The following is a 15,215-nucleotide window of genomic DNA, read 5'->3' on the forward strand; positions in this document are numbered from 1 at the left end:
TCACACGTTTTTACTTGTCGAGTGCCAAAGCGATATTAGTCAACGTGAAAGTGAATGAGTCTATGTAATACAGGCCTCAGTTATAAACGTAAATAAAAAGATTTCTTGTATAAATATATTCTTTTGGAAAAAGTAGGGGGGAATACACCACAATCAGGTCCGAATAGTAATAAGGGGGCTGTTGCGAGCATTCTAGAATGGTTAAAAAGCCTGGGGTTGCAGTTATGAGCAAAGACAATATGATGGAAATCGATGGTTACAAGGCTGTAATCAAGTTTGATCCTGAAATAGAGATGTTTCGCGGAGAGTTTATTGGCTTCACTGGCTGCGCAGACTTTTATGCTAACAATATTCAAGCATTAAAGAATGAAGCTGAGAAATCGCTTCAGATTTACCTTGATGCCTGCAACTACCGTGGAATCAATCCTACTAAACAGTTTACAGGACGATTCAATGTTCGTATTTCACCATTGCTACAGGAGCGTCTTACTCTTACTGCAGAGTCAAAAGGGATTAGCCTCAACAGGCTGGTTGAAGAAGTTCTTAATTTAAATGTATGAGCCTAAAAGCAAACTACTCTGAAACCCACATCAGGTCGAGAAGATAACAACGAATATCCTTGGGGTTCTACCCTGATTTTGTTGCAGGCCTCACGGATACACTCTGTCAGAGATTATTTGAATACTTGAGTTAAACCAAATGAACTAAAATTTAGCCAAACAAACCGTTTAAGGCTTGGTATCCCCTCTTTAAAATGAGATGATAGGAAGTATAACTAAGCTGTAGTAAATGCCCCCCATTGTCAGATATTTATAACAGAGCCAAAAAGTCATTACAGGGAGGTAACGCATGCTCGAACAAAACATCATCAAGTTAGCAAAAGCACGCCTTGAGACGCTTAAAACCTTTGCGGAAGATGATATCGATTTTTTTGACGTTTATGTGCTTTATAGTGAATTAAAAGGGTTGGTTGATCTCCGCTTTTTGGAACCAAGTTATCTTTCTGACGATACAGTTAACGTGCTTATACTAATTGATAACCTGGCTAGCCTAACCATGCGAAGTGTCCATCCGGAAACCGTTGAAGTCTTAACGGAACAAGGCGCGAGACTTGATGAGTACATGGCGATGAGTGAGCGTGAGCTAGCGGATCTGATATTTAAGCAGGGTGGCAGATTCAATAACCCAGATGCTGTTTCTGTGGCTTTGCACCGAAAAATAGTGGATGACATTATTAATGAACGCGTGGCTTATGAGCGTATAAGTCAGCGTGAAAGCCAAGAAGAATCATGATTGCTCATTTGTTAAGGTGTTTGGTTTCAAATGCGAGTAATTACTTCGTTTCAACATTTAAATGTTTTCCATTACCCAGTTCAAACGGCTTTAACAAAGTCGAGTATTTACATCCATTTGAAACAAACACCTAGCAGATATATCTAATAACTAATTTTACGTAATGTGTGTTCTAATCCTTGAAAAAAACTTATCTCAGCATCAACAGAAATGCGTTCAAAATCGCAGCCATATACGCGTTCGTCTCTATACTCTGGATTCTGTTATCTGACAGACTTCTTCACAGTTTACCATTTGACAAACAAACTCTTCATTGGCTAAGCATCATTAAAGGTTGGGGTTTTGTTATTTTAACGGCACTGCTTCTGTACGCACTCACCCGAAAGTTTTTTATCGATTCTAGTAAGGCGATGCAACAACAAATCGCCATTGAAGAAAGATGGCATTTCGCACTTGATAGAGCCGGTGATGGAGTGTGGGATTGGCGACTCAATGAAAAGATCTACGATTATGCAGGTAATTGGTCGAGCCTATTAGAACAATGCGGTGGCATCAATAACAAACTTGAAACCTGGTTGAATATTGTCCATACCGATGATGTAACAGGACTTCAAAAAGCTATTAATGATCACATTGATGGATTAACAGATAAATTTGAATGTGAACATCGTGTTAGTTGCCCTGGACACAAAACCAAATGGCTTTTGGCTAAAGGACTAGCTACCGAGAGGGATTCTAAAGGTGTGGCCATGCGGTTTAGCGGTGTTGTAATAGATATTACCAAGCAAAAAGAAACCGAGCACGAACTAAGGATTGCAGCAACCGCTTTTGACTCAAATGAAGCGAAAATGATAACCAGCACTGATAAAAAAATAGTCAGAGTTAATCGCGCTTTCTCTACTATCACAGGTTACTCTCAAAACGAGGTGATTGGTCAGGACCCATCTATTCTGAAATCTGGCCGTCAATCTGCCGACTTTTACCGAGAAATGTGGCGCAATATCCACGAAAAAGGCTACTGGCAAGGCGAAATATGGAATAAAAGAAAGAATGGTCAAGAGTTTCCAGAATGGCTGCGTATCAACGTAGTTAAAGATGAGAGAGGGAATGTCACAAACTACATTGCGTCGTTCAATGATGTCAGCGATTTAAAACAAGCACGTCGGCAAATCGATCATTTATCTCATTATGACGCATTGACTCACCTCCCTAACAAGTCATCAATGATGTCTATGCTTGAGGAGTTAATGGTCTCTGCAAATCATTCAAGTAAGTTCGCAGCACTTATGTTTGTGGATTTAAAGAATTTTAAAACGCTTAACTCAGCAATGGGCCATAACATTGGTGATGTCATACTCGAAGAGTTCAGCTCTAGACTAGCGATGACATCTCAGCATATTTCTGTTGCCAGATATGGTGGAGACGTTTTTGCCATTTTGGCAAATAACATCGGCAACGATACTGATGATGCGGCATACAACGCTCATCATCTGGCTGAATTGCTGGTAACAAGATCTGCTGAACCTATTTTAGTAAATGATTTTCAGTATAGGCCCGAGATTCGTGTTGGCATTACCGTTTTTCAGCCGCGTGTCACAACATCGAATGAAATCTTGAAACAAGTTGAAATGGCTATTTACGAATCTAAAACTCTTGATACAGCTCAGATCGCTTTTTTCAATGAGAATATGCAGTCAAGGGTAGAAAATCGATTCAAACTTGAAGCCAGGTTAAGAGAAGCTATTCCAGATCAACTTTTCCTGACCTATCAAATGCAAATTAATGAGAAAAATACGCCTACTGGAGCAGAGGTACTAATCAGATGGCAAGATCCAGATGAAGGCATTATCTCTCCTGCCGATTTTATTCCCATTGCCGAAAAAACCGGACTGATTAACCAAATAGGCGACTGGGTAATAAAGATTGCCTGCCGACGATTAGCCATATGGTCATCTAAGCCTGACTTTGAGAATCTGACACTATCGGTGAATGTAAGTCTCAAACAATTCATGCAGCATGATTTTATTGAAAAAATCCAGGGTGAAATTACAGAATCATGCATCCAGCCGAACCGCCTGAAGTTGGAATTGACTGAGTCTATATTTGTGGAAGACTACAATATCATCATAGACAAAATGGCAAAAATTAAGGCACTCGGTGTCATGATTTCTCTTGATGATTTTGGCACGGGGTTTTCATCATTGTCCTATCTAAAAAGGCTGCCAATCGATGAATTAAAAATTGATCAATCTTTTGTAAGCGATTTGATAACTAGTAACGAGAGTGAAGCGATCGTGGAGAGTATCATTCGTCTCGGCCAAAGTCTTAATATGAGCGTTATAGCTGAGGGGGTTGAAACCGAGGCACAGAAACAAAAACTCATGGAAATGAATTGTAAAAAATTTCAAGGCTATCTTTTTGCAAAGCCCTTACAAGCAGAGGACATTGAATCATTAATTACAAAGTGGAAATAATGAGGTGGTCTAGTTGAGTAATCTACCTGCGGATAATCAAGGTAAGTTTTTTGAAGCTGCAGTTGAACAAGCTTTCAATGCTGTTTTAATTACGCAATCTCAAAACGACCATGGAGATCATCCTATTATCTACGCAAACTGGGCATTCTGTAAGTTAACGGGTTATTCCCTAGAAGAGTTGATTGGTAAAGATCCACGAATATTGCAAGGTCCCGGAACCAGTAAAGTCGTTATTGATGATTTGAGAGCATGTCTGAAAACAGGTAGAAATTTTCAGGGTTCCACTATTAACTACCGAAAGAATGGTGAGCCTTATTATGTTGAATGGACGATTAGTCCAATATTAGGTAGTAGCGGAAAGGTCGAATACTACCTTTCCATACAGCAAGACATTTCTAATCAGAAACTAGCTGATAAATATAATGAGTTGCTGACCTCAGCATTCAACGTTACAGATGATGCCGTATTTATTACCGATAATAAAGCCAAAATTGAGTTTGTTAATGAGGCTTTTTTGCGCCTAACAGGTTATTCAAAAGATGAGATGATCGGGCAAAGACCATCCATACTCAAATCTGGAGAACATGCCAAAGACTTCTACAAAAAGCTTTGGCATACGATATTGTCGGGCAAAACATTCCGAGCGACTTTTATCAACAAAAATAAAAATGGTGAGCTCTATCATCAGGAACAAACGATCACTCCAATTCTGGACGATAATGGTGATGTGAATAATTATGTCAGCATCAGTAAAGATATGACAAAATGGGTCGAGGAAGAAATGGCTTTTCGTGAAGAAACACGAAAAGACTCACTGACTGGTGCTCTTACCCGAGGGCAAGGCGAAAGAGAACTTGAACACCTTTTTGTTTCAAATGGCGATAACGGCCCTATCTCACTGGCAATTATCGATATTGATTATTTCAAGAGAGTCAACGATACATGGGGCCACGACACTGGTGATGAAATAATTCAACTAGTCGCTACAGCCATGATAAATTCCGTGCGCTCAAATGACTTTGTGGTGAGATGGGGTGGGGAGGAATTCGTAATCGTCATGAACCAATGCAGCCTAGCAAGTGCAAGCATAATGATAGAGCGATGCTGCAACACTATTTCAAAAATTTCTCATCCTAAAGTTGGCAAAATTACTGTTTCTGTTGGCTTAGCACAAAAAGTTACTAAAGAAATGCCTCATGAGCTTATTAAAAGAGCAGATATTGCTCTTTATCAAGCTAAAGCTGAGGGGCGCAATAGAATTGTAAAGAGTGATTAGCTCATTAATTCTAAACAATCATGCTCAAAGGCATGGATATTGCTAAAAATTTTATAACAAACAACAAAGAATTCTGTTCATGAAAAAAAATCTGCCTATACATAATGAAGAAGTCCTCTTTGATGAGGAATTGATTTCCACGACAGATCTTAAAGGCATTATAACCAGCTTTAACAACGCTTTCCAAAACGTCAGTGGCTTTGAATCAGAAGAACTACTACATAAAAATCATAATGTTATTCGTCATCCAGATATGCCTTCGGCAGCATTTGCAGACATGTGGAGTAACCTCAAGTCTGGCAAACACTGGATGGGAATGGTCAAAAATCGTACTAAAAAAGGAGCTTATTACTGGGTTGATGCTTATGTGACACCTATCTTTGAAAACGATACTGTCATTGGCTATGAATCAGTCAGAGCAAAGCCCGACGTCAAAACAACTCAACGAGCTCAACAAGTCTACGATGCACTAAATGCTGGGAAAAAGCCAAAACTTGGCAACTGGTTTCAGCGTTTGACGTTAAAAGGCCGAGTCACTTTGACCGGTTTATCGGCATTAGTTATCACAGCTGCTATAAGCTTTTTTGGTATGGCGTTTATACCACCGACGATCGCAGCAATGACTGGTTTGTTCGCCGGTGCTTTATGTTTTTTTGCTATGACACCATTTGTTTTCAAGCGTTTGGATGCTGCAGTAGCAGAAGCAAAATCACAAATCGACAATCCATTGATGGCAATGATATACACCGGTAATGATGATGAAATTGGTCAACTGAGCCTGCATTCAAAGATTCTTAACGCAAAATTACGAACTGTTTTATGCATGATGAGTGATACATCGCAAAAAGTTGAGAGTGAAGCATCACAAACCTTTGATGCTCAATCAGAGATCACTAAGTCTATGCTCTCCCAAGCAGATCAAACGGATCAGGTTGCAACTGCAATGACCGAGATGTCAGCCAGCATCTATGAAGTAGCGCAAAGTGCTAGCAATGCAGCAACAAAAGCCTCTGAAGTAGATGAGTTAGCAAAAAACACCTCAGCACTGTCACTTACAGCCAAAGATGGCTTAAATGCTATGGATAATGCATTTGACGAAATCGTTGAAATGATCAGTCAGCTAGACATTAGCACAAAGGCCATTACGCCGGTTATTGGTGTAATTTCTAATGTCGCTGAGCAGACGAATTTACTTGCGCTCAATGCGGCAATTGAAGCGGCAAGAGCGGGTGAGTATGGTCGCGGCTTTGCTGTTGTTGCCGCTGAAGTCAGAAGCCTTGCCAGTAGAACACAAGAATCTACAAATGAAATCGCCAGCCTAATAGAAAAACTTAATAATGCAATGGCAAGCACCATTTCGAGCACTGACAGGCTTAAAGTAACTGCTAGTGAAAGCAGTCTAAGTGTTGAACAATCTATTGATTCAGTGACAGCGATTACGGGGAAAATTCGAGAGTTGAACGATTTAGCAACCATGATTGCCACAGCAGTTGAAGAACAAAGTGCTGTTAGTGAAAATATGAATGAAAATATTGTCAAAATTAATTCTGATGCAGAAGCCGTTGCAAACAGCTCTTCAGCATCCAGTAATAATGCCAAGAATCTTGCTCAGGAATCTTATAATTTAAGCAATATGATCCGCAGATTTCGTTCATAGATAATTTCATCTCATTGCGTGGGAAACCCTGCTCTTAAAGGCTGGGGGTTGACTGAGGGTCAAAATATTAATCAACTGCGCCTCATATCCTGGAAGAGCTACTTTATCGCTTTTCTTTTTCACCGGGTTTATGGGGGAAAAGGCCATAGTCAAAAGTATTTGTTTCAAACCTGAATAACTGTGCGCCTTGTTCAAAAATCTCAAGCTCTACCAATATTTTTTTTGCTCTGAACATACCTTCAGCTACCTTTTCAGCATTGTTTCTCACTCTATAGACAGATCCTTTCACGTTAAATACCTTTTCAATACTGTGATTGGTCGCCTTCTCATTATCTAAGCGAATTGTTACGGAGCAACTGCCCAAACATGAGATCTGATCATTATCAATGGTAAATTCAATATTCCAACCATTTCGTGGGTGAAAGCGCGTTATCACTGATAGGGTCGCTTTTCTATTAAAGCTGACGTCAACTTGGTTGTCACTTAAAATCACGGCTTCATAAATAGGCTCATCCGTCATGGGGTCGTCAGTACTCTTATACTCCCATGTTGCCGCGTGCAAATGAGGGGTTACCAGTAAAAGACTTGCCAAGACGACCTTAGGGAGAAAATTTCTGTCACGCATGTGTAATGATACTCTTAGTGATATTGATGCTATTTTAAGGATGGGCATTCTAACAAGCTCAGACAAGCGTTTCGATATAATTTAGACTGAATTAGATTTAGACAAACAAGACAAAGAGAATGAGTGGTTAATGTCAGCTGAATACGACTCCAACACGGACGACCTGATGCCTTTTGTAAAGCTCGTTTGTCTGGATCTTCATCGCCTTGGATTAGGCGATTCGCTTATTTCAGGATATCTGGTGATGCAATTAGTATCACTCGCTCAGTCTTCGGAGCAGGGAGTTGATTTTCTGTCCGTGTTAAATGCCATTGAGAGCATAGAGAATGTGCCTTCAGAAGCAAGGCGTCGCGTTTCAGCTTTCCGCCAACAGCAGTCATTGGATGGGCTATTTAAGGCCCACTTTCATGATACAGCGTCCATAGTTCAAAACCTTCAACGAGGCCTGGCCAATCAAAGTGATGAAAAAAGAATATCTATATTTGAAAAATATGGCATTACAGAAGGTCAATCACCATCACCAGAGCAAATCTCAGCACTTACACACGAATTAGTATCGGGGACGTTGGAAGAACGAGCCGAGAATGAAAAAGAAAACACCGGCGGATGGATAGTAATGGACAAGGTAGATGGTCGGTACCGGTATCTTTGTCTAGCTTCACATGAACTGGCACGCCAACAACCAGAGCAGCTCTTAGAGGAAATTGAAAAGGGTAGAGAGTCCATGCCCGATTTTCAGAAAATGTATATCTGGGCAATAAAGCAGTCCAAGCTACAGAAAATAGAGTAAGTAAAGACTAAACAACAACAAAAATAACGTATTAATTACATTACAACAGGAAAACAGTATGACAAGCACCCAACAACGCGCCGCCCTCCAAAGACAAATCTGGCAAATTGCCAATGATGTTCGCGGCTCAGTGGATGGCTGGGACTTCAAGCAATATGTGCTCGGTACGTTGTTTTATCGCTTTATCAGCGAAAACTTTGCCAGCTACATTGAGGGTGGCGATGACAGCGTGCATTATGCCTTGCTGGGTGATGAGGTCATTACTGGTGACATCAAAGACGATGCCATCAAGACCAAAGGCTATTTCATCTATCCAAGCCAGTTGTTTGCCAATATCGCCAAAGGTGCCAATACAAACGAAAGCTTGAATACTGATTTGGCCAATATCTTTGCTGCGATTGAATCCTCTGCCAATGGTTATCCGTCCGAGCCGGACATTAAAGGCCTGTTTGCTGATTTTGATACCACCAGTAACCGTCTGGGTAATACTGTTAAAGATAAAAACACCCGTCTTGCAGCAGTCCTCAAGGGTGTCGCGGCATTAGATTTTGGTGACTTTGAAGGCAGTCAGATTGATTTGTTTGGTGATGCGTATGAGTTCTTGATCTCAAACTATGCAGCCAATGCCGGTAAATCTGGTGGTGAGTTTTTCACCCCGCAGCATGTTTCAAAGCTCATTGCCCAACTTGCCATGCACAAACAAACTAGCGTTAACAAGATTTATGACCCGGCTGCCGGTTCTGGCTCACTGCTACTGCAGGCCAAAAAACACTTTGATGCCCATATCATTGAAGAAGGCTTTTTCGGTCAGGAAATCAACCACACCACGTATAACCTGGCGCGGATGAATATGTTTTTGCACAACATCAACTATGACAAGTTCAATATGATGCTGGGCAATACCCTGACCGACCCGCACTTTGGTGAAGACAAACCGTTTGATGCCATTGTCTCTAATCCACCTTATAGCGTGAAATGGATTGGTTCTGATGACCCAACACTGATTAACGATGAACGCTTTGCCCCAGCTGGCGTATTAGCACCCAAGTCTAAGGCAGACTTTGCGTTTGTATTACATGCACTGAGTTATCTCTCCAGCAGAGGTCGTGCAGCGATTGTCTGCTTTCCGGGCATTTTCTATCGTGGTGGTGCCGAGCAGAAAATCAGAAAGTATCTGGTGGATAACAACTATGTCGAAACGGTTATCTCTCTGGCGCCAAATCTGTTTTATGGCACTACCATCGCCGTCACGATTCTGGTGCTCTCAAAACATAAGAGTGATACCACCACGCAGTTTATTGATGCCAGCGGTTTGTTTAAGAAAGAGACCAATAACAATACGCTCACTGATGAGCACATTCAGAAAATCATGGACGTGTTCGACAGCAAGGAAAATGTTGACCATCTGGCCAAATCGGTGCCGTATGAAGGCATTGCTGCCAATGACTACAATCTTTCGGTGAGCAGCTATGTCGAAGCCAAAGACACCCGTGAAGTCATCGACATCACAACGCTTAATGCAGAGCTTAGAACCACCGTCACAAAAATCGACCAACTGCGAATGGATATTGATGCCATTGTGGCTGAGATTGAAGGCGAGGAGGCTTAAGGATGAGCAGTGTGAGTATTATGGAAGAGCTGCTGGACGGGGTTGAAGTTGAGTGGAAGGCGCTGGGGGAAATCGCGATAGTTCAACGAGGGGCTTCTCCTAGACCAATTGCACAATTCATCACTGACGATGACGATGGAGTTCCGTGGATAAAAATTGGTGATACAGAATCTGGTTCTAAATATGTTCAAAAAACGGCCCAAAATATCACCAAGGAAGGCGCTAAAAAATCTAGAGTATTGAATAAGGGTGATTTTATTATCTCTAACTCGATGAGTTTTGGTCGCCCGTACATACTCAACATAACCGGAGCCATTCATGATGGATGGGCTTCAATTAGCGGTTTTAGGGATAAGTTAAACTCAGATTTTCTTTACCATTATTTAGCTTCAAAAAGCGTTCAAGATTATTGGCTAAGCAAAATTAATAGCGGCTCTGTAAGTAATTTGAATGCTGACATTATCAAGACTCTACTTGTGCCCATCCCCTGTCCAGAAAACCCCAAAAAATCGCTTGAAATCCAAGCCGAAATCGTCCGCATACTGGACACCTTCACCGAGCTGACCGCCGAGCTGACCGCCGAGCTTAGCATGCGAAAAAAACAATACAACTACTATCGCGACCAGTTGTTGAGTTTTGAAGAAGGGGAAGTGGAGTGGAAGACGTTGGGGGAAGTTGCCGTCATCGGTACAGGCAGTCATGACACTCAGGACGCCATTCAGGATGGTGATTATATTTTTTATGCTCGCGGTCGAGAACCGCTAAGTCTAAACGTATTTGACTTTGATGAAACTGCAATCATCACCGCAGGCGATGGCGCCGGAGTAGGAAAGGTTTTTCATTATGCTCAAGGTAAATATGCGCTACACCAGCGAGCGTACCGTATTGTCCCAAGCGAAATGATGAATCCGAGATTTGTATATCACTGCCTGAGATCATATTTTTATGAATATATACAAAAGGCATCGGTGAGCTCATCCGTTACCTCACTTCGCAGGCCAATGTTTTTAAATTTTCCGATACCAGTTCCGCCACTCGCTGAACAAGCCCGTATCGTCGCCATCCTCGACAAATTCGATGCGCTTACTAACTCCATCACCGAAGGCTTGCCTCGCGAAATCGAATTGCGGCAAAAGCAGTACGAGTATTACCGTGATTTATTGTTAAGCTTCCCAAAGCCAGACGAGCAGGCCGCTTGATATGTTGATGTCGCCAGGTAAAGTGACCCGATTACACTTTGCTTACCGAGCGATTGAGGCGCTTAGCCCCACAGAAAACTGGTTGCTAACGGCAATTTCTAAGCATTGCTTACCAGTTCAAATCGTTAGTCGATTTAATCACATTCAAGGAAAAGGAGTTTCCGTTGACCAGCAATATTGAGATTTACCAAACCGATGATGGGAAGCTTGAGCTCAACGTTGCGCTTGAGAACGAAACGGTTTGGCTTTCACAGGCGCAAATGGCTGAATTGTTTGGTACAAAACGGCCAGCGATTACCAAGCATTTAAGCAACATCTACAAAGCCGCTGAATTGGCTGAGGAAAACACATGTTCCATTTTGGAACATATGGCAGATCACGGGCAAAAATACAAAACCAAGCTCTACAATCTCGATGCCATTATTTCCGTGGGTTATCGTGTGAACTCAGCGCGTGCAACGCAATTCCGGCAATGGGCTACACGCACGTTAAAGCAACATCTTGTTGAAGGTTACACGCTTAACCAGCGCCGATTGCAAGAACGAGGCGTTGAGTTTGAACAAGCGATTGCTCTGCTTTCTCGTACCCTTGCAAACCAAGAGTTAGTGAGTGATGAGGGCGAAGCTGTGCTGGCTGTCATTAACGATTATGCGCGCAGTTGGAGTCTGTTGCAGGGGTACGATGAACAAAGTCTGCAAGCACTATCCAACAAACAAGGCGATATGCATGCGCTGATGCTGGATGACGCATTGGCCGCTATTGGTCAGCTCAAGAGAACGCTAATTGCTAAGGGCGAAGCCACTGAACTCTTCGGCCAGCTCCGAGGAGAAGGCCTAGCTTCAGCGCTGGCTACCATCGAGCAAGGTTTTGGTGACGATCTGTTTTACCCTAATGTCGCGAGTCGTGCTGCGCATTTGCTGTACTTTGTGATTAAGAATCACCCTTTAGCTGACGGTAATAAACGCAGCGGTTCTTTTTTGTTTTTGTGGTATTTGCGAATTAACCAGCATCTGCTAGCCAAGCCTGTTGAAGAATTGATTAATGACAACACGCTGGTAGCACTGGCCTTGCTAGTGGCGGAAAGCCAACCGGTTCAGAAAGAGCTGATGATTCGGCTGATTGAGCATTTTATTCTGCTAAAAACGGATAACTGAGGAAGACATGAGCGAATATAAAACCATCGCCGAGTCGAAAAACTTCATCGTACTCGAAAAATACACCAGGGAATGGGATGCAGTCGAAAGCTACCAAAGCGAGGGTGATTTAGAGCGTGAGCTGATTCAGGATTTAGTTAATCAGGGCTATGAATACCTGCCAAAGCTCACCAATCCTGAGTCCATGTTGGCCAATGTGCGCGAGCAAATTCAAACGCTCAACAACGTTACCTTTTCAAACGGTGAATGGTTGCGCTTTGTCGAAACCTATCTCGATAAGCCCAGTGACGGCATTACCGACAAAACCCGCAAAGTCCATGATGACTACATCCACGACTTCACGTTTGATGATGGCCGTATTCAAAACATTTACTTGTTCGACAAAAAAAATGTGTCACGAAACAAAGTGCAGGTTATCAAGCAATTCGAGCAAGTTGGCAGTCACGCCAACCGATACGATGTCACTATTCTGGTCAATGGCCTGCCACTGGTACAGATTGAACTGAAAAAACGCGGTGTGGCGATACGTGAAGCCTTTAATCAGGTGCATCGTTATAGCAAAGAGAGCTTTAACAGTGATAATTCACTGTATAAGTACCTGCAGCTGTTTGTGATTTCCAATGGCACCGACACCCGCTATTTCGCCAACACCACCCAGCGCAACAAAAACAGCTTCGATTTCACCATGAATTGGGCAAAATCTGATAACAGCCTGATTAAGGACCTCAAAGACTTCACCGCCACTTTCTTCCAGAAAAACGTGCTGCTAAAGGTGCTGTTGCATTATTCAGTATTTGATACCAGCGATACGCTGCTTGTCATGCGTCCGTATCAAATCGCGGCCACTGAGCGGATCTTGTGGAAGATAAACAGCTCGTTTGAAGCCAAAAAATGGAGTGAGCCTGAAAGTGGCGGTTTTATCTGGCATACCACAGGCTCCGGCAAAACCCTGACCAGCTTCAAAGCGGCGCGCCTGGCTACAGAACTTGCGTTCATTGAGAAGGTGTTTTTTGTTGTAGATCGCAAAGACCTTGATTATCAAACCATGAAGGAGTACCAGCGCTTTTCACCTGATAGCGTCAATGGCTCTGACAGCACTGCAGGTTTAAAGCGAAACTTAGACAAAGATGACAACAAAATCATCGTCACCACCATTCAGAAACTGAACAATCTGATGAAAAGCGAGGGCGACCTGCCCGTATATAACAAGCAGGTCGTATTTATATTCGATGAGTGTCATCGCAGTCAGTTCGGTGAAGCCCAGAAAAATCTAAAAAAGAAATTCAAAAAGTATTATCAGTTTGGTTTTACTGGTACGCCTATCTTCCCTGAGAACGCATCCGGTTCTGAAACGACCGCCAGTGTCTTTGGCAAGGAATTACATTCTTACGTCATCACTGATGCTATCCGAGATGAAAAAGTGCTCAAATTCAAGGTGGACTACAACGATGTCCGCGTGAAGTTTAAGGCCATTGAAACCGAGCAGGATGAACAAAAGCTCAATGCAGCCGAAAATAGAGAAGCACTGCTACATCCTGAGCGCATTCGTGAAATATCCGAATACATTCTGAAAAACTACCGCCAGAAAACCCATCGACTGCAACCTGGTGGCAAGGGCTTTAATGCCATGTTTGCGGTGAGCAGTGTTGAAGCGGCAAAGCTCTATTATGAATCTCTAAGCAGGCTCCAGAAGGACAGTGACAAACCACTGAAAATCGCCACTATCTTCTCGTTTGCAGCCAACGAGGAGCAGAATATGGTGGGCGCCATACCTGATGAGAGCTTTGATGTCTCAGCTATGAACAGCAGCGCCAAAGAGTTTTTAAACGCGGCAATAGCTGACTATAACGCTTATTTCAAAACCAGCTTCAGCGTAGACAGCAATGGCTTTCAAAACTATTACCGTGACTTGGCCAAACGGGTTAAGGATAAAGAAATCGACCTGTTGATTGTCGTGGGCATGTTCCTAACTGGCTTTGATGCGCCGACACTTAATACCTTGTTTGTTGATAAAAACCTGCGCTATCACGGCCTGATGCAAGCCTTCTCGCGCACTAACCGCATTTATGATGCGACCAAGACCTTTGGCAATATCGTCACATTCCGCGATTTGGAAAAAGCCACCGTGGATGCCATTACGTTATTTGGTAATAGCAACACCAAAAACGTAGTACTGGAGAAAAGCTACACAGAATACATGGAAGGGTTTACCGACGCCGTCACCGGTGAGGCCCGACGCGGCTTTATGGATGTGGTGCATGACTTGGAGCAGAAGTTTCCAGACCCAGCCAACATTGAAAAAGAGGCCGACAAAAAAGAATTTGCCAAACTCTTTGGTGAATATCTGCGCGTTGAAAACATCCTGCAAAACTATGATGAGTTTGCCAGCCTGAAAGCGTTGCAAGATGTAGACATAAGCGATCCACAAGCGGTCGTAGCATTTAAGGCTGAGCATTACCTTAATGATGAGGATTTTGCCGCGCTGCAGACCATCAGAATGCCGGCTGAGCGTAAAGTCCAGGATTACCGATCAACCTACAACGATATACGAGACTGGCTGCGCCGTGAGAAGGCAGGGGAAGAGCAATCCAAGTCTAAGATTGACTGGGATGACGTGGTGTTTGAGATCGACCTGCTTAAATCTCAGGAAATTAATCTCGACTATATTCTGGAACTCATCTTCGAGCACAACAAGAAAACCACAAGCAAAGCTGAACTGGTTGAAGAAGTGCGACGGGTGATAAGAGCCAGTCTTGGTAATCGCGCTAAAGAGAGCCTTGTGGTCGATTTTATCAATCAGACCAACCTCGATGAGCTGGGTGATAAGTCTGGCGTAATTGAAGCCTTCTTTGCTTTTGCCCAAGCAGAGCAGCAGCGGGAGGCTGATGAGCTTATAAACCAGGAGAGCCTGAACATAGAAGCAGCCAAGCGCTACATCACCACATCACTCAAACGCGAGTACGCCAGCGATAATGGAACTGAGCTGAATACCATTCTCCCAAAAATGAGTCCGCTGAATCCGCAGTACCTCACCAAGAAGCAAAGTGTATTTCAGAAGATCGCCGCGTTTGTTGAAAAGTTTAAAGGCGTAGGTGGCAAAGTTTAGCTAAGAAGCTAATGAAATCATAATTAAGATTT

Annotated in this window: 11 protein-coding genes; 10 read left to right on the forward strand and 1 reads right to left on the reverse strand. The window is 42.8% G+C overall.

Features of this window, described 5'->3' with window-relative positions; all coding sequences use genetic code 11:
* The first annotated feature begins 197 nt into the window (after positions 1 to 197).
* The 5 genes from AC08OG_RS15385 (at position 198) to AC08OG_RS15405 (ending at position 6,700) form a co-directional block, all read left to right on the forward strand.
* Positions 198 to 560 carry a type II toxin-antitoxin system HicB family antitoxin gene (locus tag AC08OG_RS15385; RefSeq protein WP_304917903.1) on the forward strand — a complete coding sequence of 121 codons (363 nt, stop codon included), beginning with the start codon at positions 198 to 200 and terminating at the stop codon, positions 558 to 560.
* Positions 561 to 849: 289 nt separating this feature from the next.
* Entirely contained in the window at positions 850 to 1,293 is a 444-nt protein-coding gene (locus AC08OG_RS15390; protein WP_304917902.1) for a hypothetical protein, read from the forward strand.
* A 410-nt stretch (positions 1,294 to 1,703) separates the two neighbouring features.
* Positions 1,704 to 3,767, forward strand: coding sequence for a bifunctional diguanylate cyclase/phosphodiesterase (locus AC08OG_RS15395; protein ID WP_482930617.1), 2,064 nt, complete (start codon positions 1,704 to 1,706; stop codon positions 3,765 to 3,767).
* A 13-nt stretch (positions 3,768 to 3,780) separates the two neighbouring features.
* Positions 3,781 to 5,043: a sensor domain-containing diguanylate cyclase gene (locus AC08OG_RS15400; protein ID WP_482930618.1), complete on the forward strand. Its 1,263-nt coding sequence runs from the start codon at positions 3,781 to 3,783 to the stop codon at positions 5,041 to 5,043.
* Between the two features lie 79 nt (positions 5,044 to 5,122).
* Entirely contained in the window at positions 5,123 to 6,700 is a 1,578-nt protein-coding gene (locus AC08OG_RS15405) for a methyl-accepting chemotaxis protein (protein ID WP_482930619.1), read from the forward strand.
* A 103-nt stretch (positions 6,701 to 6,803) separates the two neighbouring features.
* On the opposite strand, the gene AC08OG_RS15410 is transcribed toward AC08OG_RS15405, so the two are convergent.
* Complete coding sequence (locus AC08OG_RS15410) at positions 6,804 to 7,325, reverse strand: hypothetical protein (RefSeq protein WP_482930620.1); 522 nt, start codon at positions 7,323 to 7,325, stop codon at positions 6,804 to 6,806.
* Between the two features lie 130 nt (positions 7,326 to 7,455).
* Here AC08OG_RS15410 and AC08OG_RS15415 point away from each other — a divergent pair, with 130 nt between their 5' ends.
* The 5 genes from AC08OG_RS15415 (at position 7,456) to AC08OG_RS15435 (ending at position 15,183) form a co-directional block, all read left to right on the forward strand.
* Positions 7,456 to 8,115 (forward strand): hypothetical protein, encoded by a 660-nt coding sequence (locus AC08OG_RS15415; protein ID WP_482930621.1) that lies wholly within the window; start codon positions 7,456 to 7,458, stop codon positions 8,113 to 8,115.
* 58 nt (positions 8,116 to 8,173) lie between these two features.
* Complete coding sequence (locus AC08OG_RS15420) at positions 8,174 to 9,724, forward strand: type I restriction-modification system subunit M (protein ID WP_482930622.1); 1,551 nt, start codon at positions 8,174 to 8,176, stop codon at positions 9,722 to 9,724.
* Between the two features lie 20 nt (positions 9,725 to 9,744).
* Complete coding sequence (locus tag AC08OG_RS15425; RefSeq protein WP_482930623.1) at positions 9,745 to 10,923, forward strand: restriction endonuclease subunit S; 1,179 nt, start codon at positions 9,745 to 9,747, stop codon at positions 10,921 to 10,923.
* A gap of 164 nt (positions 10,924 to 11,087) precedes the next feature.
* Positions 11,088 to 12,077, forward strand: a complete 990-nt coding sequence (locus AC08OG_RS15430; protein ID WP_482930624.1) for a virulence RhuM family protein/type II toxin-antitoxin system death-on-curing family toxin — start codon at positions 11,088 to 11,090, stop codon at positions 12,075 to 12,077.
* Between the two features lie 7 nt (positions 12,078 to 12,084).
* Positions 12,085 to 15,183, forward strand: coding sequence for a type I restriction endonuclease subunit R (locus tag AC08OG_RS15435; protein WP_482930625.1), 3,099 nt, complete (start codon positions 12,085 to 12,087; stop codon positions 15,181 to 15,183).
* Positions 15,184 to 15,215 lie beyond the last annotated feature (32 nt).

Source organism: Methylophaga sp. F7 (genome assembly GCF_056863975.1).